Raw genomic sequence first — 20,658 nt, 5'->3', positions numbered from 1 at the left:
TGTGCGTGTGCCGCAATCCCGTACTGCCGGCGGTCGACGGCTCGTCGGCGGGCGAGAGAGCCGTTGAGTTCCCCCTCACCGCGGCGACGAGCCGTCTGGATCGTGCGTAGGCCGAGTGGCCACTGCGGACTGAATGGAGGGAGGCTGGAGGGAGCTGATCCGTGTTCCCGAAAGCTGTTTCGGTCCCCGGGAAGGCTGCCACGAGGCCGGGTGACCAGCTGATGGGAGGAAGCCATGAGGGTTGGAGTGCTGACCGGCGGCGGTGACTGTCCCGGCCTCAACGCCGTGATCCGCAGCGTCGTCCGCAAGGGCATACAGGAGTACGCCATCGACTTCGTCGGTCTGCGAGACGGCTGGCTCGGCGCGCTCCAGGACAGGGTGATACCGCTCGACATCCCCAGCGTGCGCGGAATCCTTCCCCGCGGCGGAACCATTCTCGGCTCCTCCCGCACCAACCCGTTCAAGCACGAGGACGGCCTGCGGCGCGTGCAGGACACCCTTGCGGCGCACAAGGTGGACGCGCTCGTCGTGATCGGCGGCGAGGACACGCTCGGCGTCGCCACCGAGCTGAGCCGTCAGGGGATCAACCTGGTCGGTGTACCGAAGACCATCGACAACGACGTGTCCGGCACCGACTACACCTTCGGTTTCGACACCGCCGTCGGCATCGCGACCGAGGCCATCGACCGCCTCCACACGACCGCTGAGTCGCACATGCGCACCCTGGTGGTCGAGGTGATGGGACGGCACTCCGGGTGGATCGCGCTGCATGCCGGCATCGCGGGCGGCGCCAACGCGATCCTCATCCCGGAGCAGCCCTTCGACATCGATCAGGTCTGTGCGTGGGTGCGGAGCCGATTCGAGATCAACTATGCGCCGATCGTCGTGGTGGCGGAGGGGGCCGTCCCCCATGAGGGACAGATGATCCTCAAGGACCAGGCGTTGGACGAGTTCGGCCATGTGCGGCTGTCCGGCATCGGCGAGTGGCTGGCCCGGGAGATCTCGGCACGCACGGGCACGGACGCCCGCACCACGGTCCTCGGGCACATCCAGCGCGGCGGCACTCCGAGCGCCTTCGACCGGTGGCTGGCCACGCGCTTCGGACTGCACGCCGTCGACGCGGTCAAGGACGGGGACTTCGGCAAGATGGTGGCACTGCACGGAACGCAGATCGCGCGGATTCCGCTCGCCGATGCCACAGAGACGACCAAGAAGGTCGATCCGTCGCTCTACGCCGAGTTCGACGTGTTCTTCGGCTGACCCCCAGGCACTCGCCGCATCGCCATCCAACCTGCTGGTCCAACCATCAACCCAGATGCGGAACGACCGCCACCGGACAGCGGGCGTGGTGCAGTACGGCGTGGGCGACGGGCCCCAGTCTGCCCTCGGCCGCCTGCGGATCGGTACGGCGGCCCACGACGAGCAGCTCCGAACCGCGGGACGTGTTCAAGAGCGCTTCGGCGGGGTGGAGCAGCATGACGTCGGAACGGACCGTCACCCGCGGGTACTTCTCCTGCCACGGGCGCAGGGCGTCGGAAAGCTGCAATACCTCCTGATCCTCCCAGGTGGCACGGTCCTCCTCGGTCACCGTCAGCGTTTGGGAAGACACGGAGTCGGCAGGAAGAGCCCATGCGTGGACCACCCGCAGATGTGCTCCCCGTGCCTCAGCGGCCGAGAACGCGAAGTCCAGCGTTTCGCTGACCGCGTGATGCGCGTCGAATCCGACCACCGCCTGGGCGGCGCCGCGTGCTGCGGGTCTCCCTACTCCCAAGGAGCCGACGCCCTGTTGAGGTACCAACACGACAGGGCAAGGGGCTGCCATGGCCATTCGCAGGGCCACCGAGCCGACCACGAGCCCGTCGAAGCCGCCCGCGCCCCGTGTGCCGACCACAAGGATCCCGGCAGTGCCTGCCGCAGCCAGGAGCGCCGAGGCCGGTGCGTCATCGGCCTGCTCACTGCGTACTGCGAGGCCCGGGTAGCGTTCGGTGAGGTCGGCAACCGCCCGCTGGAGCATCTGCTCACCCACGCGCCGCAACCTGTCCACGGCCGGGGGCGGCACGGCGGCGCCCGGCAGCAGTGGGGAGGCCTGTATCAGGCGCAGCTGAGAACCACGCCGCACGGCCTCTCGCGCGGCCCAGTCGGCTGCCACCGAACTGTGCGCGGACCCGTCGACACCCGCCAGCACAGGGCGACTCATCGCGTCCTCCTTCGCCCGGCGTGGACCTCCGCAGGAGAACCGCTGAACCCCTGCCTTCTCCCTTCCACTGTTCCACGGCGGGAACGCGATGGCGTCTGCAAGACCCCGGCAAGCCACCTCGCCAGTCTCCGTCTGCTCAACGTGATCGGTACCTGACTCCCGGTCCTCGTCCTGCTGGCGGCGCTCCCGTCCGCAATGCGCCCGCGCATCGTGTCGCCCTGATGACCGCGGCTATCGGATCGCTTGGACATCACTCGCGAGACGATGCTGAAACGGCTGGCCCTGGAGTCGCATACACCGGTCGAGGAATGGCTCGATCACGGACTGGTGGCCAGCCAGATGGTCGCAGCCGCGGTGGCGGTGAGCCCGACGTTGAGTGCGATCCGCCGGTCTTCGCCGGTCAGGTGGACGGCGATCGCACCGGTCTGCAGGAGGACGAAACCGATGGCCGCGGCTGGCGCCAGCGAGGGAGCGATGCCGGTCAGCGGCGGTAGGACCAGGCCGGTCGCGCCGAGTATTTCGACCGTCCCCAGTGCCCTGAGGGCGGGCAAGGGTACGCGGTCGACCCAGGCCATCATTGGTCGGAGTTGATCGCGGCTGCGGCTCACCTTCAGCGTGCCGGAGTAGAAGTAGAAGAGGGCGAGCAGTCCCGCGACGATCCAGTAGGCGATGTTCATCGTTCCCGTTTCGTGGGCCACCGGTTCGCCGGGGCCCGTCGATTGCGTCGATTGCCAGGGAGCCCGGGGACGGCCCGGGCTGTCGTCCGAGGGACCGGGGCACCGAAATGCGGGAGCACCACGGCCCCGCCGGTCGAAAGGGAGGGCAGCCCGGCCGTGCCGTCCCGTCGGCTTCAGGCGAGGTCGGTGGCGTAGCGGCTCATCGCGTCGATGTTGGCCTGTGGCGTCAGCGGCCGGCCGCCCGCGAGCACCTGCTGGAGGTCTCGGAAGTACTGCACGTACAGGTCGGGGGTGAATGTGCTCAGCATGACGGCGGGGTGGTCGGTCAGGTTGGCGAAGGTGTGCGGGGCACCGGGCGGAACCATCACGAGCGTGCCCGTGGTGGCGTCGTAGTCGTCGTCCCCGACGGTGAACCGCACAGTGCCGGAGAGGATGTAGAAGCCCTCGTCGTGCAGGCCGTGGCGGTGCTGTGGCGGTCCCTGGGTGTGCGGGGCGAGGACGGACTCGGCGATCGCGAGGCGGTGCCCGGTGTGGCTGCCGTCCTCCAGAACGCGCATGTGCGTGGTGCCCAGAACGATCGTCTCGCCGTCGCCGGGACCCACCACCGATACGGCGGGGTCGGGCTGCGGCTCGCTGTTCTTCGCTTCTTCGGTCATGCGCACAAGTGCACCGCCGACGCCCTGCCGGTGTCCAAGACCCATCCCGCAGCGCCGATACCTCGTGGGTATCGTTGCAGCGTGGAGCTACGGACCTTGCGTTACTTCGTGGCGGTCGCCGAGGAGCTGCACTTCGGCCGGGCCGCCACCCGACTGCACATGAGCCAGCCGCCGCTGAGCCGGGCGATCAAGCAGTTGGAGGCCGATGTCGGGGCCCTGCTGTTCGCCCGCTCGCCTGCCGGTGTCACGCTCACGCAGGTGGGCACGGTGCTGCTCGACGAGGCGCGGGCCCTGCTCGACCATGCCGACCGCGTCCGTGTACGCGTCAGCGCGGCGGCCGGCGCCGCGACCGTCACCGTCGGCATCCTGGGCGACGGCACCGACCCGGGGGTGTCCAGGCTGGCCGCCGCCTACCGCCGAGACCACCCCGGTGTCGACATCCGCATCCGCGACACCGACCTGACCGACCCCACGTGCGGGCTGCGCGCCGGACTGGTCGACGTCGCCCTCACCCGGGCGCCGTTCGACGAGACCGCGCTGACGGTGCGTGCGCTGCGAAGCGACCCGGTCGGTGTGGTCCTGCGCGCCGACGATCCGCTGGCCCGCCGCGATCGGCTGCGGCTGGCCGAACTGAGCGACCGCCGCTGGTTCCAGTTCCCGCAGGGCACCGACCCCATCTGGCAGTCGTACTGGAACGGTGGCAGGCCGCGTGAGGGGCCAGTGGTGCGCGCCGTCCAGGAATGCCTGCAGGCCGTGTTGTGGAACGGCACGGTCGGCCTGGCCCCGCTCGGACACGACCTGCCAGCGGAGTTGGCCGTGGTACCCCTGATCGACATGGCGCCTAGCCGGGTGGTGGCGGTGTGGAACGAAGGTGACACCAACCCGTTGATCCGGTCCTTCATCGAGATCGCGACAGCCGCGTACCGCCACTGAGCACCGGAAACCGGCGCTGCCGCAGCCCGAGAACAACTCGAACGGTACCGGTCCGGGTCGTGCTGCCCGCCGATCCTCTTCTCGGTGGGTGCGCTCGCCGGCGTCGGCCGGGTGCCGCCCGCATTCGGGGCGGTAGCACGACCGCCCGGCGCCGGCAGACGGAAACCGGCTGGGGCTACCTGGTGGGCATGCCGTCGTACCGAGACCGTGAGGACGGCGGCGTGGAGGCGGCGGAGTACCGGGCATACGGCCCGCCGTCCTTCGTGATCAGTGAGAAGCGATTCCTGAACCGAGGGACACGGCTGACCCTCGAACTCTCGTGTACATCAGGCTCGGCGGTGTCGAGGTCGCTCAGACCTCGACGGATGGTGCGTCAGGAGTGGAGTCCCGGTCTTGGCGTTCGGGGTCGGCTCGGCCCGGCAGCAGGAGGCAGAGCGGCACCGCTGCGGCGGTGAAGCCGGCGGCCCACCAGAAGGCGTCACCGAATCCCGAGGCCAGGGCGGCCCGGGTGTGGGTGCCGGCGGTGGCGTGCTGCAGGATCATGACGAGGAGCGCGGTGCCGATGGAGCCGCCGATCTGCTGGGCGACGCGGCTGATGCTGGAGGCGGCCGGGATCTCCTGGGGCCGCAGTCCGACGAAGGCGCCGCCCATCAAGGCGATCATGGCCGCGCCCAGCCCGAGGCCGCGGGCGAACAGCACGGCCATCAGCATGGTGTTGTCCGTGGTGGCGGTGATGAAGCCGAACGGCACGGTGGCTGCGAAGGTGACGGCGAAGGCGGTGACGGCGACCGGGCGCGCCCCGATGCGGTCCATGTACTTTCCGGCAAGGGAACGGGACAACAAGGTGCCCACACCCTGCGGGATGAGCAGCATCGCGGCGCCCAGAGCGGATTCACCCCGGACCTGCTGCCCGTACAGCGGCATGACCAGCATGGCCCCGTAGAGGGCAGCTCCGGCCAGTAGCAGCAGTGCCGTGGACGAGGCCAGGGCCCGATGGCGGAGCAGACGGATGTCGAGGAGGGCGTCGGCTCCGCGCCGAAGGGCCCAGGCGAAGTAGCCGGTGAGCAGGACGACTCCGGCGAGCAGGGGCAGCCCGGCCTTGATGCCGATGAACCAGTCGGGTCCGCCGAGCTGCGTCAGGCCGTAGATGACGGCGGCGATGCCGGGCGAGAGCAGGAGCACGCCCACGAGGTCCAGTCGGGGGCCGGTCCCGGGGCGAGGCCGGTCCTTGGGCAGGTTGCGCCAGGCCAGGTAGCCGCCGACGAGGCAGAAGGGGATGTTGAACAGGAAGATCCGGCGCCAGTCGCCCAGGTGCAGGATGACGCCGCCGATCACCGGGCCGATGATCGGGCCCAGGGCGGTGGGCACGGTGATCAGCGACATGACCTTGCCGATGTTGCGGCCCCCGGCGGCCTGCATGGCCAGCGTGGCCATCAGCACCATCATGATGCCGCCGCCGATGCCCTGGACAACGCGGAATGCGATCAGGCTCGGGGCGTTCCACGCCGCGGCGCACAGCATAGATCCGGCGAAGAACAAGCCCAGGGCGAGGATCCACAGCCGCTTGCCGCCCAGGACCGACTGGGCCCAGCCGACGGTCGGCATGGTGGCGGACAGGGCCAACAGGTAGGCGGTGGTCACCCACTGGATGGTGGCGAGCGAGGTGTGCAGTTGCCCGGCGAGGCTGTCGATGGCGACGCTCATGATCGTGGTGTCGAAGATGACGGCGAGCGCGCCGACGATCAACGTGTAGGTAAGGCGCCGCAAGGCCGGGTCGACCCGGTTGGAACCGGGGACGGGTGGTGACTGGGTACCGCTGGCGTTCATGGACGCCTCCTTAAGATACGGTGCTCTATCTTACGGACCTCAGGCTAGGGCGCTAAGTAAGATAGGCAAATCTATCTAACTGGAGGAGTGGCGATGCCCGAACGGCGCCGCGGAGCGGCCCTGGAGAATGCCCTGCTGGACGCGGCCTGGGACGAGCTCACGGCCACTGGCTACGCCAGGTTCACCATGGATGCCGTCGTCAAGCGGGCCGGCACCAGCCCCCCGGTCCTCTACCGCCGCTGGCCCGACCGCGACGCACTCGTCCGGGCGACCCTCGTCCACGTCCTGCACAAGAACGTCCTGGCCGTTCCCGACACCGGAAGCCTGCGCGAGGACGTCCTGACGCTCATGCGGGAGATCAACGCCACCCGCGTCCAGCTCGTCACCGTCATGAGCATGTACCTGGCCGACTACCACCGGGCGACCGGGACCAGCCCCAGCGAGCTGCTCGATCCCGCCGAGTCGGGCCGCAAGCAAGCCATCGACACGATCTACCACCGTGCCGTCGACCGCGGGGAGGTCAAGGCGGAGCACCTCACCGAGCGCATCAAGACCCTGCCCTTCGACCTGCTTCGCCACGAGTTCCTGACGACCTTCGCCGCCGTACCCGACCAGGTTCTCGAAGAGATCGTCGACACGCTCTTCTTCCCCCTGGTGCGTTGACAAGCGCTTGCCAAATCGAAGGAAGGGTCCCGTTCTGAACTGCCTAGGAGGCTCTTCTCCTACGCACCGGCCGCGGAGCGATCCGACCGCGCCACGATGTGGCTCGACGCCAGGCGCCGGATCGTCAACGAGCCGGACAGGCCCTATGGCGGGGCGGCGCACGGAGTGGGTCCCGGCGCGCCTCCCTGCATTGTCATCGCGCGACACCAGTGCCGTGTGTGCGCAGCCCTGGGGGAGCGTAACTACATCGTCGACACCGAGCATGAGACGACAGGGCGGGCGCCGGTTCCCGCCGTCAGCACACTGCGGTGATCCTGATCCCGACCACTGTGCCCTCGCCTCGTAGAGTCAGCGCCGCCGGGCCTTCGTGCTGCACGCAGTCGAGACGGCCGAGCGTGGTCTCCCGCCTGTCCGGTCCGCCGACGCCGATCCCCCGGTGACAGCCATGACGAGCAGAGTCTCGCCCGTGGCGCAGGCCATCTCCGTCCCTGGTGAGGTGGCGGCGGTGATGATCCGTACCGTTGCCGTTGCACGGCTCCTGCGGGTCATCACATTCACATTGCGGACTGCGCCCGCCTTCAGCCGACAGTCCGTCGCTGCGTCGCCGGAGAAGGCGAAGGGGCTCAACGGCGCGACTGGATGCGGTGTCCCGTCCACCGTCAGCACCATGCCCTCGCCCTCGACGAGGGTGATCACGCGATCGACCCCGGGAGGTCCTCGCGGCGCGGAACGCGCCGCTGTCGTCGATCTCCCGTTGGCTACACCCCGGCCCGGCCCAGCCCGGCCCAGAAGACTCGAGTGAATTCCTTGCTGTACGGGTCGCGGCAGGGGGCTCAGTGCTACGCGGCTTAAGGTCCGTACGTGACCCACACCTTTGAAGAGCTCCTGGACAAGCAGCGCGCCGCCGACCAGGCGCACGCCACCGTGCAAGCCCTACGCGGCCAAGGCGACCCGCCCGCTTACGAGACCGCGTGGCAGGTATGGCGCGACCTCGTCCGCGACGTACAGGCCGCCGTCACCGAGCACGCGAAAGAGCAGGGCGCGATGCGGGCCGGAGTGGAACTTGAGGTGAAGAGGGCGGTCCGGTACACCGAATAGCGAGAACGCAGTGGTCGCCGCTGGGGCGTGGCGCTATCCGGCGCCGGGTCAGCGCGACGACAGGCGCTCCTCCTCGACGGGCGGGTTGACCTCGTATTGCTCATCACGTCGCCGCCCTCGACCCGGTACATCACTTGTCCGTAGCGCTGCCCCAGCGGGCCGGGGCAGGCGCTGCACTCGGTCGCAGACGTCGGGAGTGGACCGCCGCGGGGGCTGCGTTCGAGACATCCCGCGGCCTGTTGCTCTCGGTGTTACGGACCGGCAAACGGCAGGCATTCGCGATCAGCCCGATGGCTGCAGCCCGCTACCGCGATCGCCACTCGGTCTCGCCCAAGAAGCCTGATCCCGGCGATGCCCTGGTCCTGGCGAACCTCCCGGCGCACCGACATGCACGCCCACCGGCCACTCCCCGCCGACAGTGGGCCGGCCCAAGCCATCGCCGTCCTCGCCCGCGCTGAGCAGGGCGCGACCTGGAGCCGCGTCTAGGGGATGCGTGGCGCCACGAGAGCTTGCCAACGCGCCCTGTCGAAGCGGTGGTTGGCTGCTCCCCGTCTGTCTTCGAGAGCAAGCGCGCTACAAGTAACAGTCCCTGCACCCAAGTTCAATCTGAAACCAGCCTTCTGATAATTTCAGCGAGCTGGCGTCTGTGTGGTCCCGTCCTCAAGTCGGTGTCAGACTCGAGCAGATGACAGCCCCTCAGGAGGTGCCAGAGTGAGCGACGGCCGGCCGGCTTCGGGTAGCGGTAGTGCCCCCACCGTTCTCCGCATGATCCTGGGCCGGCGTCTGCAGGAGCGACGGCAGGGCGCAGGCGCCTCACTGGAGGACGCGGCACGGACCCTGCGGGTGGGACCCCTGACGATCCGCCGTCTGGAGAAGGCCGAGGTCGCCCTCAAGCCGCTCTATGTGGAGAAGCTGCTTGAGACCTACGGGGCGGAGCAGCAGGAGATCGAGGAGTTCGTCGAGCTCGCCGAGCGGGCGAATGAGCCCGGTTGGTGGCACACCTACCGGGACGTCCTGCCGAACTGGTTCAGCGCCTACGTCAGCCTGGAGGCCGGGGCCAGGACCCTGCGTACCTACGAGCCCCACTACGTCACGGGGCTGCTCCAGAGGTCGCCCTCAAGCCGCTCTATGTGGAGAAGCTGCTTGAGACCTACGGGGCGGAGCAGCAGGAGATCGAGGAGTTCGTCGAGCTCGCCGAGCGGGCGAATGAGCCCGGTTGGTGGCACACCTACCGGGACGTCCTGCCGAACTGGTTCAGCGCCTACGTCAGCCTGGAGGCCGGGGCCAGGACCCTGCGTACCTACGAGCCCCACTACGTCACGGGGCTGCTCCAGACCCACGCCTACGCGCGCGGGGTTCTGCGTGGCGGGTTTCCGGGCGAGGCGGATGAGGACCTGGCGCGGCGGGTGGACCTGCGGCTGCGCCGCCAGGGCCTGCTGGACAGACCGGGCGCGCCCACGCTGTGGGTGGTGATGGAGGAGGCCGTGCTGCACCGGGTGGTCGGCGGCCCCGAGGTCATGCGGGAGCAGATCGAGCGGCTCCTGGAGGTCTCGGAGCTGGAGCACGTCAGCGTCGACGTGGTGCCGTTCACGGCCGGCGCTCATGTGGGGGCGTGCGCGCCGTTCACCTACTTCCGTTTCGAGGAGCCGGAGCTGCCGGACATCGTGTACACCGAGGTCCTGTCGGGCGCGATGTACCTGGATCAGCGCTCGGACGTGTCGGCGCATCTGGAGGCGCACAGCCGCATGTCCCTGCTGAGTTCGGACGCGGACAGCAAGGCGCTGCTGAACCGCATGCGCAAGGAGTACTCATGACCAGCACCGACTCTCACGTCTACAACGGGATGCCGGCCACCGACCTGGGCGAACAGGGCTGGGAGTCGCCGTGGAGCGGGCCCAACGGCGGCCAGTGCGCGCAGACGAAGCTGCTGGGCGACGGGCGGGTTGCGCTGCGGCAGTCGACCGATCCGGCCGGACCCGCGCTGATCTACACCCCGCAGGAGATCGCCGCGTTCGTCGCGGGCACCAAACACGGCCTCGCCGACCCTCTGGCGGCCCGGCTGAGTCCGGACCGGTGGGACTGAGCCTGCCTCGGGCCACCACCTTCCCGGCACCCCCCATGCACAGCACCGAAAGGTATGGACAGGATGACCCACTCGCACGCCGCGCGGGAGATCGACACCAGTCGGCCCCACTCGGCCCGGATGTACGACTACTACCTCGGCGGCAAGGACCACTTCGACGTCGACAAGCAGGCGGCCGAGACCGTCGCGGCGGTCTACCCCGGCATCTTCACCTGCGCCCGGGAGAACCGTGCCTTTATGCACCGGGCCACCCGCGTCCTTGCCCGTGAACACGGCATCCGTCAGTGGTTGGACATAGGCACTGGCATCCCCACCGAGCCGAACCTGCACCAGGTCGCCCAGTCGGTGGTACCCGATGCCCGGGTGGTGTACGCCGACAACGACCCGCTGGTCCTCAGGTACGCCGAGCGCCTGATGCGCAGCACGCCTCAGGGCCGCACGACGTACATCGAGGCGGATGTCAACAACGCGGGCGCGCTGCTGAACGCGCCGGAGCTGGCCCAGGTACTGGACACGGGCCGGCCCGTAGCGTTGTCCCTCAACGCGCTCATGCACTTCGTCACGGATGCGCAGGACCCGTACGGCATCGTGAGCCGCCTGCTGGAGGTGCTCCCCTCGGGCAGTGCGCTGGCCCTGAGCCACTGCACGCCGGACTTCGACCCGGCCACGTGGCAGAAGGTCACGGACATCTACACCAACGCCGGCACACCGGTGCAGTTCCGCAGTCAGGCGGAGGTCGCCCGTTTCTTCGAGGGTCTTGAGCTGCTCGACCCCGGGGTCACGGTCGGTCACCGCTGGCGCCCGGACGAGGAGCCCACCGCCTCGGACGCCGAGGTCAGCCTGTGGACCGCGGTGGGCATCAAGCCGTAGCGCAGCCGCGGGTATCCGCCGTGCGGGAGCTGGATGCACCCGCACGGCGGGGGCGGCTGGATGTGTCGAACGGTGCCGCGTGGCGGACCGTCGGGATCAACGGAACGGAACCGCCGTCGGCCGACTCGTGTGGACCTCGTTGCTGCTCCTGGCCGTCTTCACCGGTCTGCTGGCCACGGCCTGCCGCTGGCTGCGGTCCACCGGGACCCCCGGTCGACGTCACCTCCATCGCGCCGCGTTCTCCGCCAGGACCGGACGGCACGCGGTGTCCAAGTCCTGACCAGGATCCGCCTGGTGGGCCAACTGTCCGGCACCCGCCGACCCGGCTTGAATGCGGTACGGGCACCTCGGGGAGGCCGGCGTCGGCCGGGCAGCGCGGTGAGCAGAACCGGCAGGGGATTTCTGGAAGGACCGGCCGTCCCGGAAGGGTGGACCGGGGAGTACGTGCGGTACCTGACCCGGCGTCCGATCGAGTGCCGCTTGCCGCATCTATCAGGGGCGGATGTAGGGGTCGTTGAACAGCTTTTGTCCTGAATGGTGTTCGCGGCGCGGCCGCGTTCGCGGGCGCTGACCCGTGCACGCGTTCACGGGGCTTCCTCAGGGAGGGCGAGGCGGACCGCAGGGGCGTCGTCGAAATCCGGCCGTCGTCGCGATCGCCCAGGGGCACGGCAAGGGTCCCCCAAGTACGGCCCGCCGGTGCCGTCCCGCGTCGACTGACGCCTTTCGGTCGGTAGCGCAAGGTGAACCACATCACCGTCTGGTGCCGTTGGCCGGTACTCGTCCGACGGGTTAGGTTCCAGCGATCACGGGGCAGGACGTCGTCACCCCCCGAGCGCAGATCTCCGTTTCGCACCCTCCTTTGACGAGAGATACAGGACATGTCTGCTCAAGAACGCGCACACCATCCTCCTCGCCGCGTCGGCGTCGTGGCCGAGTCCGTCTCCGGGGAGACACGGGTCGCGGCGACCCCGCCGACGGTACGGCTGCTGCTGGGCCTGGGCTACGAGGTCGTCGTCGAGTCAGGGGCCGGGGAGGCCTCCGGTTTCGACGACCGGGCATACGCCGACGTCGGCGCGGGAATCGGCGAGGCCTGGGACGCGGACGTCGTCCTCAAGGTGAACGCCCCCATCGAGGCGGAGATCCGCCGGTTGCGGTCGGGCGCGGTCGTGGTCGCCCTGCTGGCCCCGGCGCAGAGTCCGGAGTTGCTTCAGGCACTCGCCGACGCCGGGGTGACGGCCCTGGCGCTCGACGCGGTACCGCGCATCTCGCGGGCGCAGTCGATGGACGTGCTCTCCTCGATGGCGAACATCGCCGGCTACCGCGCGGTCATCGAGGCCGCGCACGTCTTCGGACGGTTCTTCACCGGTCAGGTCACCGCGGCGGGCAAGGTGCCGCCGGCGAAGGTGCTGGTGGCCGGCGCGGGCGTGGCCGGTCTCGCGGCGATCGGTGCCGCCTCCAGCCTCGGCGCGATCGTGCGCGCCACCGACCCGCGTCCGGAGGTCGCGGACCAGGTGAAGTCCCTGGGCGGCGAATACCTGCCGGTGAACGCCGTCCAGGAGGCGAGCACCGACGGCTACGCCAAGGCGACCTCCGCCGACTACGACCGCGCCGCCGCCGAGCTCTACCACGAGCAGGCCGGGGACGTGGACATCGTCATCACCACCGCACTGATCCCGGGGCGGCCCGCGCCGCGACTGCTGACGGCCGAGGATGTGGCCGTGATGAGGCCGGGCAGCGTCATCGTCGACATGGCCGCCGCGATGGGCGGCAACGTCGAGGGCACCGTGCCGGGCCGGATCGTGGTCACCGACAACGGCGTCACCCTCATCGGCTACACCGACCTGGCCTCCCGGCTCCCGGCCCAGGCCTCGCAGCTGTTCGGCACCAACCTGGTGAACCTGCTGAAACTGCTCACCCCCGGCAAGGACGGGCAACTGACGATCGACTTCGACGATGTCGTGCAGCGGGCGGTGACCGTGGTGCGCGACGGTGATGTCACGTGGCCGCCGCCCCCCGTCGCGGTCTCGGCCGCCCCCGCCGCACAGCCCGCGGCCCCGTCCGAGGCGCCCGCACCGAAGCCGGGACTCACGCCCGCCCGGCGCTTCGGCCTGATCGGGCTCGGGATGCTCGCGATGTTCCTGCTGGTGGCCTTCGCTCCGGCCCAACTCGCGGGAAACTTCACCGTGTTCGCGCTGGCGGTGGTGATCGGCTACTACGTCATCGGCAAGGTGCACCACGCGCTGCACACCCCGCTGATGTCGGTGACCAACGCGATCTCCGGGATCGTCGTGATCGGCGCTCTGCTGCAGATCGGGCACGAGAGCTGGATCGTCACCACGCTGTCCTTCGTGGCGATCCTGCTGACGAGCGTCAACATCTTCGGAGGCTTCGCCGTCACCCGCCGCATGCTGTCCATGTTCTCGAAAGGCTGAGCCGAGATGACCTCCCTGACGGCTTCCCACGCTGCCGACCTGGTCGCCGCGCTGTTGTTCATCCTCAGCCTGGCCGGACTGTCACAGCACCGAACCTCCCGCGCCGGCGTCGTCTACGGCATCGCCGGCATGGGCCTGGCCCTGGTCGCCACTGTGGTGGTCGCGGCGCAGAGCATCACCGCCGGAGCGGTCGCGCTGATCGTGCTGGCGACGGCGCTGGGCGCGGCGACGGGCCTGTGGCGGGCGCGCCGCGTCGAGATGACGCAGATGCCCGAACTCATCGCCGTCCTGCACAGTTTCGTGGGCCTGGCCGCGGTGCTGGTGGGCTGGAACAGCTACTTGGAGGTGGAGTCCCACGGCGCGGCGCAGGACCGGATCGGTGCCGATCTGCTGGGCATCCACCACGCCGAGGTGTTCATCGGCATCTTCATCGGCGCGGTCACCTTCACCGGCTCGATCGTCGCGTTCCTGAAGCTGTCGGCTCGTATCAAGTCCCGGCCGCTGATGCTGCCGGGCAAGAACGCCCTGAACGTCGGGGCGCTCGCGGCGTTCGTCGGGCTGACCGTCTGGTTCACGATCAGCCCGAGCCTGCCCCTGATGATCGCGGTCACCGCGCTGGCGATGGCGCTCGGCTGGCACCTGGTCGCCTCCATCGGCGGCGGCGACATGCCCGTCGTCGTCTCCATGCTGAACAGCTACTCGGGCTGGGCGGCGGCCGCGGCCGGCTTCCTCCTCGACAACAACCTGCTCATCGTCACCGGGGCGCTGGTGGGCTCCTCCGGTGCCTACCTGTCGTACATCATGTGCAAGGCGATGAACCGGTCCTTCCTCTCCGTCATCGCGGGCGGTTTCGGCATCGAGGCGCCGTCCGGCGGCGAGGAGGAGCAGGGGGAGCACCGTGAGGTGCGGGCCGCGGAGGTGGCCGAGATGCTGACTCAGGCCCGCTCGGTGATCATCGCTCCCGGCTACGGCATGGCCGTCGCCCAGGCCCAGCATCCCGTCGCGGAGCTGACGCGGCAGTTGCGCGGACGGGGTGTGGAGGTCCGCTTCGGTGTCCATCCCGTCGCCGGGCGCCTGCCCGGTCACATGAACGTGCTGCTGGCCGAGGCGAAGGTGCCCTACGACATCGTCCTGGAGATGGACGAGATCAACGACGACTTCGACGGCACGTCGGTCGTGCTGGTCATCGGCGCGAACGACACCGTCAACCCGGCCGCGACCGACGACCCGGCGAGTCCGATCGCCGGGATGCCGGTGCTGCGGGTGTGGGAGGCCGAACAGGTCGTCGTCTTCAAGCGTTCCATGGCCTCCGGGTATGCGGGGGTGCAGAATCCTCTGTTCTTCCGGGAGAACAGCAGCATGCTGTTCGGCGACGCCAAACAGAGCGTGGAGGAGATCCTGCACGCACTGGGCAGCGAGAGCCGAGGCGGCGCGGCGCCTGCGGCACGGCAGACGTCGGTGTCCAGCCGCTGACGGACCGGTGCCTTCGTGCCGGCTGTGGCACGGAGGTGCGGATCCGTCGGAACAGGGCCGGTACCGGGGCATGTCGCTTCGGGGCCGGCCCTGCCGAACACCTGGTATCGGCGGGCACCTCGTCCTCGCGACCGCGCTCCAGCGGATCCGGACTGGTCGTCACCGGCCGTGGAGGGCGCGGCGGATCGCTCTGCGCTGGCTCGCGGTGGTGTCGCCCCAGACGCCGTCCGCCTCCCCATGGCGAACGGCCCAGTCGCGGCAGGCGAGCAGCACCGGGCACCTGCGGCATACGGCGCGGGCACGCTCCGTGGCACTGTCCGTCTCCACCAGCGGGAAGAACAGTTCGGGGTCCTCGCCGACGCACAGCGCCCGGACACGCCAGGCAGAACGACGACTCTCGATCGAGGGTGGACGAGCCATACCGCACCTCCGCGGTCCGATCAGGGCACAGGTGTGAACGCGGCTGGGGAGCCGCGGTCCCGGCAGAGGTGCACGGCATCCTATGGCACATACCCATAGAAGGCCATAGCCGACTTTCGCGACATAGCGACTCCCGCTTGCGGTGCCCCCGTGCCGATGCTCCAGGGGTGGGTCCTTTTGCGGTGAAGAGTGCCGGAGTATCGATTCGGGGAACGTTCACCCTTGTTGTGTAGGAAATGTGTGCACGCCGTGATTGAATCTTGCATGACTCGGCCGGGTGGCTTGAACCGACCCAACGGATCCACGCGGCCTGCTTCCGGCGGGGCAGTCCCGGCGTGCGCTCCGTTCACGTCCCCCGGCCCGAGCCGCAGCGCACGCACGACAGGAAAGTGAGCGGACGCACCTCGCGTCCGGCGGGGAGAACCTGTCCGGAACGGTCTGCCCACCACCAGGCGGGACGTGCGCCCCGACACCGTGCCGGTACACCGCGTGCGTGGTGCCGTCACCCTTGCGAAAGGGCCCAGAATGACCGCCAACATCTCGAACTTCCACTACGGCGCCGTGACCCCCGTCGCCGCCTACCTGATGGCGTGCCTGGGCGCCGCCCTCGGGCTGCGCTGCACCACGCGGTCGTTGCGGCGCCCGCAGCGCAGAGCAGGATGGCTGGCGCTCGGTGCCATATCGATCGGCTGCGGCATCTGGACCATGCACTTCATCGCCATGATCGGCTTCAGCGTCCAGGGCGCCCTGGTCGGCTACGACGCCGTGAAGACGCTCCTGAGCCTCATCGTGGCGATCGTCGTCGTCTCCGTCGGCGTGTTCCTCGTCGGCTACCGGGGCGCTTCCCCGATGACGCTGGCGACGGCGGGCACCGTCACCGGGCTCGGCGTGGCGGCCATGCACTACCTCGGGATGGCCGCCATCCACACCAACGGCGCCCTGCACTACGACCCGCCCACGGTGGTCCTGTCCGTCGTCGTCGCCATCGCTGCCGCCACGGCGGCACTGTGGGCAGCGGTCACCATCCACGCCCTGTGGGCCAGCCTCGGCGCCAGTGTGGTCATGGGCGTCGCCGTGACCGGCATGCACTACACCGGCATGGCCGCCGTGTCCGTCCACCTCACGGGCCAGTCCGCGGTCGCCGCGTCCTCCACCAGCCTGCTCTCGTTCCTCCTCGTCATGCTCGCCGGCCCCGTCGTCGTCCTCGTCGTGGCCGCCGGCATCGTCATGTTCGACCCCGACATGATGCTCGGCGACGACAACTGGGACGGGGCCACGCCCACACCGTCCCTGGCCGACGTCCCCTACTCCGGTCATTGACCTGTTCCTCGTCCTTCAGGGCGAGGAACACCGCGCTGAACAGGTCTGCCTCGCGGGCCCGCACGCCGCGGCGGATGCTCGTTCCGAGTGACGCGCATCGCATCAGCCGTATTCCGAGTTGACCTCAAGCGCTTGAAGTGTCGCAGGCTTGCCGCATGGCAGTGAGCAGAGAGCACGCCGCAGGCCTGACCATCCAGGAGATGGCGTACCGGTCGGGCTTCAGTGAACCCACCTTGCGCTACTACGAGAAGATCGGCCTACTCGGAACGGTCGCCCGTGACGAGTCCAGTGGCCACCGGCGCTACGGCCCGCAGACCGCGGAGCGCGTTCTGGCGCTGTCCTGTCTGCGTTCGGCGGGGATGACCGTCACCGGCATGCGGCGCTACCTGGACCTGCGGGCTCAGGGAGATGCCGCGGCGGCCGCTCAACACGAGCTGTTCGCCGCGCAGGCCGACAGGCTGGCCGCCGAGATCGGGGAGCTGCAACTCCGCCTTGCGTACCTCCGAGGCAAAGCGGACCTGTGGGATGCCCGGGTGCGAAAGGACGTGGACGCCGAGAAACAGGCCATCGACGACGTCACGCGCGTTATCGACGGATTCGCCGAGCGAGGGACCTCACGATGAGCACAGAGAATGTCGCCACCTCGTTCCGAGACCACGGGACCGTACTCGTCACCGGCGGCACCGGGCTCGTCGGCAGCCACTCGATCGCCCGGCTGATCACCGAGGGGTACCGGGTCCGAGTGACACTGCGGGAGCCGGGACAGCAAGGGCCAATCCTCGCCGCGCTCCAGCGGGCTGGGGCCGAACCGGCCGACCGGCTGGAGTTCGCCGTCGCCGACCTCGGTGCCGAGCACGGCTGGGCAGAGGTCATGAACGGGGTCGGTCACGTACTGCACCACGCCTCGCCCTTCCCCCTCACTCCACCGGAGACGGAGGACGAGGTCGTCCTCCCGGCCCGCGACGGTGCGCTGCGCGTGCTCGCCGCGGCCCGGGCAGCCGGGGTCGCGCGGGTGGTGATGACGTCGTCCTTCGCCGCGGTCGGATACACCGTGAAGCCCGACAACCACTACTCCGAGATCGACTGGACCGACCCGAACACCCCGGGTCTGCCCGCCTACCACAAGTCAAAGGTGCTCGCCGAGCGAGCTGCCTGGGACTATGTCGACTCCCACGGGGACATCGAGCTGACGGTCATCAACCCGACCGGCATCTTCGGCCCCCGACTGAGCGACCGGCCCTCCGGCTCCCTCGGACTGGTCCAGAACATGCTGAGCGGGCGGATGCCGGTGGTCCCGCTGATGTACTTCGGCGTTGTCGACGTGCGCGACGTCGTCGACCTGCACCTGCGCGCCATGGTGCACCCGAAGGCGGCGGGCGAGCGTTTCCTCGCCGTCGGCGGGCCCTCGATCAGCCTGTTCGGGATGGCGCAGATCCTGCGTGAGCATGTCCCGGCCGCGGCCGCCGGGCTGCCGGCGAAGGAGATGACCATCGAGCAGGTACGCGAGGCAGCCAGGACCGAACCGGCGCTGCGGGACGCCGCGGCCCTGCAGGGGCGTATCCCCGTCATCAGCAACGCCAAGGCCCGTTCCGTGCTGGGCTGGAGGCCCCGGGACGTCGTCGAGACGATCGTGGCGAGTGCGGACAGCGTCCTCGGTCCGGGCCTGGGCCTGCCACGCGGCGAGTGACCCGCCGGGACCGGTCCCGGCGGGTGTGGTCCCGGAACGCGGCACTGCGCATCGACGCAACGACGGGTCGGAGTACCTCGCGGCGGGCGCGAAGCCGGTGCTGCACGACCCGGAAGCCTGTGCGGAAGGGAAGTCTGAGCCAGGAGAGGTTTCGAAAGTTGTCCGAAAACATGCGCCGACTGAGCGGTCCTCGCGCCCGGAAGTACGGTGAGGCGCCGGCGAACACTCCGGATTCCCAGCCTCCGCATGTTCGGGATCGGCCGTGATCAGGCAAAGGTGCCTATCACACGTATGAATGGCGAGGGTTGTTTCCCGACTAAGTGAACTCGTGTGCGCGCAGGGGCCGTTGGTGTCCTTCACTCACTCGAAAGGGTGACTAGCATGAGCGGCACGCGTGATCCGGAAGCGCACCGTCCCCGATCGGTCGCCCTTCAGATCGCCGACGACGTGCCGTCCACCTTCCTGCTCGTACGAACCGAGGGACCGCGGAATGCCAGTGCCTGCTCGCTCCCGTCAGCGTCGACGTGGGAAAGGGGCGAGCTCCTCTCCGGCCGTGTTCCTGGTCGTGCTGGTCGCCGCGGCCGCGGGCGGCGCCGCTGCGGCCGTTCTCGCTCCGGATGCCGCCCGCTCCTGGGTTCTCGGCACGGCGATCGTCGCCTGGTGCTGCGTCGCCGTCGTCACCGGCATCGCCTCCTACCTCGTGCGCCGTGCCCGTCGGCAGGCGGCCGCCCGGGACAGCGAGCTCGGGATGACCAAGGACAACTGGAAGCAGCAGGGCAACGAGGTCGCCCAGCTCGTCAACGTGAGCCTTCCAGGTGTCGCACAGCAGCTGAAGAGCGGCGCGAGCGCCGAGGAAGCCCTCTCCCGGGTCGCCGCACCGTCCGATCCGCAACTGCGCCAGATACTCGACATTTTCGCCACTGAGCTCGGCGCATCGGTGGGGCGGGCCGTCGGCGCCGAGAGCGAACTGCGCGGGATGCGCAGCGAACTGGCCAAGGGCAGGGCGGAACTCGAGCGGCTGATCGAGGAGACGCTGCCTGCCGCGGTGGCCCTGCTGCGGGAAGGCAGTTCCGGCAACACCGTCCTCACCAAGTTCGACTGGCCGCAGAACGCCCTCGTGCGGGGAGCGGCCGAGTGGTTCGTCCGTGAACTGGCCTTCAGTGAACGGCGTTCCGCCGCTGCCCAGGTCGCCTCCGCCAAGGCGCTGAGCCGGGTCCAGTCCAAGACCGTCGCGATGCTGGCCGATCTGCGGGAGATGCAGGACCGGCACGGCCAGGAGGTCTTCGGTGACCTGCTGCGGCTGGATCACAGCACTTCTCAGCTCGGTCTGATGACGGACCGGCTGGCCCTGCTGATGGGCGGTCGCTCCAGCCGCGTCTGGAACAAGCCGATCGTCATGGAGAGCATCCTGCGCGGAGCCGTCGGCCGTATCGCCGCCTACCGGCGCGTACGCCTGCACTCCTCCAGCAAGGCGTCGATCGCGGGCTTCGCGGCCGAGGGTGTGATGCACCTGCTCGCCGAACTCATGGACAACGCGGCGAACTTCTCGCCGCCCATCGACGAGGTCCACGTATATGTGGAAGAACGCAGTGCCGGCCTCGTCGTCACCATCGAGGACAGCGGCCTGAAGATGTCGGACGCCGCCATGCGCCGTGCGGAGGAGTCCGTGTCTGGCCGGGTCACCGACCTCGCCTCGCTGCAGGGCACCCGGCTCGGCCTGACCGTGGTGGGGCGGCTCGCCGAGCGCTACGGCATCAGCGTCAACTACCGGCCCTCCTCGCGTGGCGGCACCGGCGTCGTCGTACTGCTGCCTCCTCAGCTCTTGGCCCAGCAGCGCGAGCCCGTCGTCGAGCGCCCGCGGCGCACCGCACAGGTCCCGGCCGCACCGGCACCCGCCGCCGAAGCCGACGAGACGCCGTCCCCGCGCACCCGACCGGCCGAGTCCGCGGAACCGGTCCCGTCCGCCGAGGTGACGTCCATGCCCAGCGCCGATGTCCCCGGCGACCGCAGCGCGTCCCCCGGCCACACGCTGCCCGTGCGCGCCCCCGGCCGCACGATGGCCGCCGCCGAGCGCGCACGGCAGAAACCGGCGGCCCCGGCCCCCTCGGCCGAGCCGGGCGAACCGGGACCCGCGCGCGATACCGGCAGCAAGTTCGGCGCCTTCCACCGTGCCCGTCATGGCGGTGGCGTACCCGGCGACTCCGTCAGCCCGCCCGGTGACGGGCACGGGACCGCGGCCGAGTGAGGCGCGAACCTCCGCGCATCTCGGCCTTCCCGCACTTCACGGGCAGCAGCCCACTACCCAGCACCTCGCCGCCGCAT

Annotated in this window: 20 protein-coding genes and 2 pseudogenes; 16 read left to right on the top strand and 6 right to left on the bottom strand. The window is 69.6% G+C overall.

What is annotated here, in order from left to right:
- Positions 1-234 precede the first annotated feature (234 nt).
- A complete protein-coding gene (locus tag BFN33_RS01755; RefSeq protein WP_069758038.1) occupies positions 235-1,260 on the top strand; it encodes a 6-phosphofructokinase in 1,026 nt (341 codons plus the stop codon).
- Between the two features lie 46 nt (positions 1,261-1,306).
- On the opposite strand, the gene BFN33_RS01750 is transcribed toward BFN33_RS01755, so the two are convergent.
- The 3 genes from BFN33_RS01750 to BFN33_RS01740 all read right to left on the bottom strand — a co-directional run bounded on the left by BFN33_RS01750 (position 1,307) and on the right by BFN33_RS01740 (position 3,530).
- Positions 1,307-2,197 (bottom strand): universal stress protein, encoded by an 891-nt coding sequence (locus BFN33_RS01750; protein ID WP_069758037.1) that lies wholly within the window; start codon positions 2,195-2,197, stop codon positions 1,307-1,309.
- A gap of 317 nt (positions 2,198-2,514) precedes the next feature.
- Positions 2,515-2,874: a DoxX family protein gene (locus BFN33_RS01745; protein WP_069758036.1), complete on the bottom strand. Its 360-nt coding sequence runs from the start codon at positions 2,872-2,874 to the stop codon at positions 2,515-2,517.
- A gap of 173 nt (positions 2,875-3,047) precedes the next feature.
- On the bottom strand, positions 3,048-3,530 hold the full coding sequence (locus tag BFN33_RS01740) for a cupin domain-containing protein (RefSeq protein WP_176742275.1): 483 nt from the start codon (positions 3,528-3,530) through the stop codon (positions 3,048-3,050).
- 81 nt (positions 3,531-3,611) lie between these two features.
- On the opposite strand from BFN33_RS01740, the gene BFN33_RS01735 reads away from it, so the two are divergent.
- Positions 3,612-4,463 (top strand): LysR family transcriptional regulator, encoded by an 852-nt coding sequence (locus BFN33_RS01735; protein WP_370743235.1) that lies wholly within the window; start codon positions 3,612-3,614, stop codon positions 4,461-4,463.
- A gap of 351 nt (positions 4,464-4,814) precedes the next feature.
- Here BFN33_RS01735 and BFN33_RS01730 read toward each other — a convergent pair whose 3' ends face one another.
- Positions 4,815-6,290 (bottom strand): MDR family MFS transporter, encoded by a 1,476-nt coding sequence (locus BFN33_RS01730; protein WP_069758033.1) that lies wholly within the window; start codon positions 6,288-6,290, stop codon positions 4,815-4,817.
- 93 nt (positions 6,291-6,383) lie between these two features.
- Here BFN33_RS01730 and BFN33_RS01725 point away from each other — a divergent pair, with 93 nt between their 5' ends.
- On the top strand, positions 6,384-6,953 hold the full coding sequence (locus BFN33_RS01725) for a TetR/AcrR family transcriptional regulator (RefSeq protein ID WP_069758032.1): 570 nt from the start codon (positions 6,384-6,386) through the stop codon (positions 6,951-6,953).
- 348 nt (positions 6,954-7,301) lie between these two features.
- Here BFN33_RS01725 and BFN33_RS01720 read toward each other — a convergent pair whose 3' ends face one another.
- Entirely contained in the window at positions 7,302-7,622 is a 321-nt protein-coding gene (locus tag BFN33_RS01720) for a HutD family protein (protein ID WP_256122654.1), read from the bottom strand.
- Between the two features lie 192 nt (positions 7,623-7,814).
- On the opposite strand from BFN33_RS01720, the gene BFN33_RS01715 reads away from it, so the two are divergent.
- The 9 genes and pseudogenes from BFN33_RS01715 to pntB all read left to right on the top strand — a co-directional run bounded on the left by BFN33_RS01715 (position 7,815) and on the right by pntB (position 14,909).
- Positions 7,815-8,051: a hypothetical protein gene (locus tag BFN33_RS01715; RefSeq protein ID WP_069758031.1), complete on the top strand. Its 237-nt coding sequence runs from the start codon at positions 7,815-7,817 to the stop codon at positions 8,049-8,051.
- Positions 8,052-8,266: 215 nt separating this feature from the next.
- Positions 8,267-8,531, top strand: a pseudogene (locus BFN33_RS49235) (transposase); the annotation flags it as partial.
- Between the two features lie 231 nt (positions 8,532-8,762).
- Positions 8,763-9,146, top strand: a pseudogene (locus BFN33_RS55365) (helix-turn-helix domain-containing protein); the annotation flags it as partial.
- The gene (locus BFN33_RS01705) at positions 9,044-9,865 is read left to right on the top strand and encodes a DUF5753 domain-containing protein (RefSeq protein ID WP_256122587.1); all 822 of its coding nucleotides are present in this window, start codon (positions 9,044-9,046) and stop codon (positions 9,863-9,865) included. The pseudogene BFN33_RS55365 and the gene BFN33_RS01705, both read left to right, overlap by 103 nt.
- Positions 9,862-10,134, top strand: a complete 273-nt coding sequence (locus BFN33_RS01700) for a DUF397 domain-containing protein (protein WP_069758029.1) — start codon at positions 9,862-9,864, stop codon at positions 10,132-10,134. Before BFN33_RS01705 ends, BFN33_RS01700 begins: the two co-directional genes overlap by 4 nt.
- Before the next feature lie 63 nt (positions 10,135-10,197).
- Positions 10,198-11,004, top strand: a complete 807-nt coding sequence (locus tag BFN33_RS01695) for an SAM-dependent methyltransferase (RefSeq protein ID WP_069758028.1) — start codon at positions 10,198-10,200, stop codon at positions 11,002-11,004.
- Between the two features lie 79 nt (positions 11,005-11,083).
- Positions 11,084-11,284 carry a hypothetical protein gene (locus BFN33_RS01690; protein ID WP_069758027.1) on the top strand — a complete coding sequence of 67 codons (201 nt, stop codon included), beginning with the start codon at positions 11,084-11,086 and terminating at the stop codon, positions 11,282-11,284.
- Between the two features lie 598 nt (positions 11,285-11,882).
- A complete protein-coding gene (locus tag BFN33_RS01685) occupies positions 11,883-13,436 on the top strand; it encodes a Re/Si-specific NAD(P)(+) transhydrogenase subunit alpha (protein ID WP_069758026.1) in 1,554 nt (517 codons plus the stop codon).
- A gap of 6 nt (positions 13,437-13,442) precedes the next feature.
- Positions 13,443-14,909 carry a Re/Si-specific NAD(P)(+) transhydrogenase subunit beta gene (gene pntB / locus BFN33_RS01680; RefSeq protein WP_069758025.1) on the top strand — a complete coding sequence of 489 codons (1,467 nt, stop codon included), beginning with the start codon at positions 13,443-13,445 and terminating at the stop codon, positions 14,907-14,909.
- A 159-nt stretch (positions 14,910-15,068) separates the two neighbouring features.
- Here the strand turns inward: pntB and BFN33_RS01675 are convergent, their stop codons facing one another.
- Positions 15,069-15,329, bottom strand: a complete 261-nt coding sequence (locus BFN33_RS01675) for a WhiB family transcriptional regulator (RefSeq protein WP_069758024.1) — start codon at positions 15,327-15,329, stop codon at positions 15,069-15,071.
- Positions 15,330-15,854: 525 nt separating this feature from the next.
- Between BFN33_RS01675 and BFN33_RS01670 the strand changes: the two genes are divergently transcribed.
- The 4 genes from BFN33_RS01670 (at position 15,855) to BFN33_RS01655 (ending at position 20,581) form a co-directional block, all read left to right on the top strand.
- Positions 15,855-16,649 (top strand): MHYT domain-containing protein, encoded by a 795-nt coding sequence (locus tag BFN33_RS01670; protein WP_069758023.1) that lies wholly within the window; start codon positions 15,855-15,857, stop codon positions 16,647-16,649.
- 155 nt (positions 16,650-16,804) lie between these two features.
- Positions 16,805-17,272 carry a MerR family transcriptional regulator gene (locus BFN33_RS01665; protein ID WP_069758022.1) on the top strand — a complete coding sequence of 156 codons (468 nt, stop codon included), beginning with the start codon at positions 16,805-16,807 and terminating at the stop codon, positions 17,270-17,272.
- The gene (locus tag BFN33_RS01660) at positions 17,269-18,336 is read left to right on the top strand and encodes an NAD-dependent epimerase/dehydratase family protein (RefSeq protein WP_069758021.1); all 1,068 of its coding nucleotides are present in this window, start codon (positions 17,269-17,271) and stop codon (positions 18,334-18,336) included. The genes BFN33_RS01665 and BFN33_RS01660 overlap by 4 nt, the downstream gene beginning before the upstream one ends.
- Before the next feature lie 490 nt (positions 18,337-18,826).
- Positions 18,827-20,581, top strand: a complete 1,755-nt coding sequence (locus BFN33_RS01655) for a sensor histidine kinase KdpD (RefSeq protein ID WP_069758020.1) — start codon at positions 18,827-18,829, stop codon at positions 20,579-20,581.
- The last annotated feature ends 77 nt before the right edge of the window (positions 20,582-20,658 follow it).

Origin of the sequence: Streptomyces sp. LUP47B (assembly GCF_001746295.1) — a bacterium.
Lineage (GTDB): Bacteria > Actinomycetota > Actinomycetes > Streptomycetales > Streptomycetaceae > Streptomyces.
Note: the sequence above shows the minus strand (reverse complement) of the source record. Positions and strands in the feature narration are given on the sequence as shown.

What these genes read in the sequence shown, in the direction of transcription:
- BFN33_RS01665 (WP_069758022.1), top strand. Translation starts at nt 16,805, where the DNA reads ATGGCAGTGAGCAGAGAGCACGCCGCAGGCCTGACCATCCAGGAGATG.
- BFN33_RS01675 (WP_069758024.1), bottom strand. Translation starts at nt 15,329, where the DNA reads ATGGCTCGTCCACCCTCGATCGAGAGTCGTCGTTCTGCCTGGCGTGTC.
- BFN33_RS01730 (WP_069758033.1), bottom strand. Translation starts at nt 6,290, where the DNA reads ATGAACGCCAGCGGTACCCAGTCACCACCCGTCCCCGGTTCCAACCGG.
- BFN33_RS01725 (WP_069758032.1), top strand. Translation starts at nt 6,384, where the DNA reads ATGCCCGAACGGCGCCGCGGAGCGGCCCTGGAGAATGCCCTGCTGGAC.
- BFN33_RS01740 (WP_176742275.1), bottom strand. Translation starts at nt 3,530, where the DNA reads ATGACCGAAGAAGCGAAGAACAGCGAGCCGCAGCCCGACCCCGCCGTA.
- BFN33_RS01700 (WP_069758029.1), top strand. Translation starts at nt 9,862, where the DNA reads ATGACCAGCACCGACTCTCACGTCTACAACGGGATGCCGGCCACCGAC.
- pntB (WP_069758025.1), top strand. Translation starts at nt 13,443, where the DNA reads ATGACCTCCCTGACGGCTTCCCACGCTGCCGACCTGGTCGCCGCGCTG.
- BFN33_RS01750 (WP_069758037.1), bottom strand. Translation starts at nt 2,197, where the DNA reads ATGAGTCGCCCTGTGCTGGCGGGTGTCGACGGGTCCGCGCACAGTTCG.
- BFN33_RS01755 (WP_069758038.1), top strand. Translation starts at nt 235, where the DNA reads ATGAGGGTTGGAGTGCTGACCGGCGGCGGTGACTGTCCCGGCCTCAAC.
- BFN33_RS01655 (WP_069758020.1), top strand. Translation starts at nt 18,827, where the DNA reads ATGCCAGTGCCTGCTCGCTCCCGTCAGCGTCGACGTGGGAAAGGGGCG.
- BFN33_RS01695 (WP_069758028.1), top strand. Translation starts at nt 10,198, where the DNA reads ATGACCCACTCGCACGCCGCGCGGGAGATCGACACCAGTCGGCCCCAC.
- BFN33_RS01720 (WP_256122654.1), bottom strand. Translation starts at nt 7,622, where the DNA reads ATGGTGCTGACGGTGGACGGGACACCGCATCCAGTCGCGCCGTTGAGC.
- BFN33_RS01670 (WP_069758023.1), top strand. Translation starts at nt 15,855, where the DNA reads ATGACCGCCAACATCTCGAACTTCCACTACGGCGCCGTGACCCCCGTC.
- BFN33_RS01685 (WP_069758026.1), top strand. Translation starts at nt 11,883, where the DNA reads ATGTCTGCTCAAGAACGCGCACACCATCCTCCTCGCCGCGTCGGCGTC.
- BFN33_RS01660 (WP_069758021.1), top strand. Translation starts at nt 17,269, where the DNA reads ATGAGCACAGAGAATGTCGCCACCTCGTTCCGAGACCACGGGACCGTA.
- BFN33_RS01745 (WP_069758036.1), bottom strand. Translation starts at nt 2,874, where the DNA reads ATGAACATCGCCTACTGGATCGTCGCGGGACTGCTCGCCCTCTTCTAC.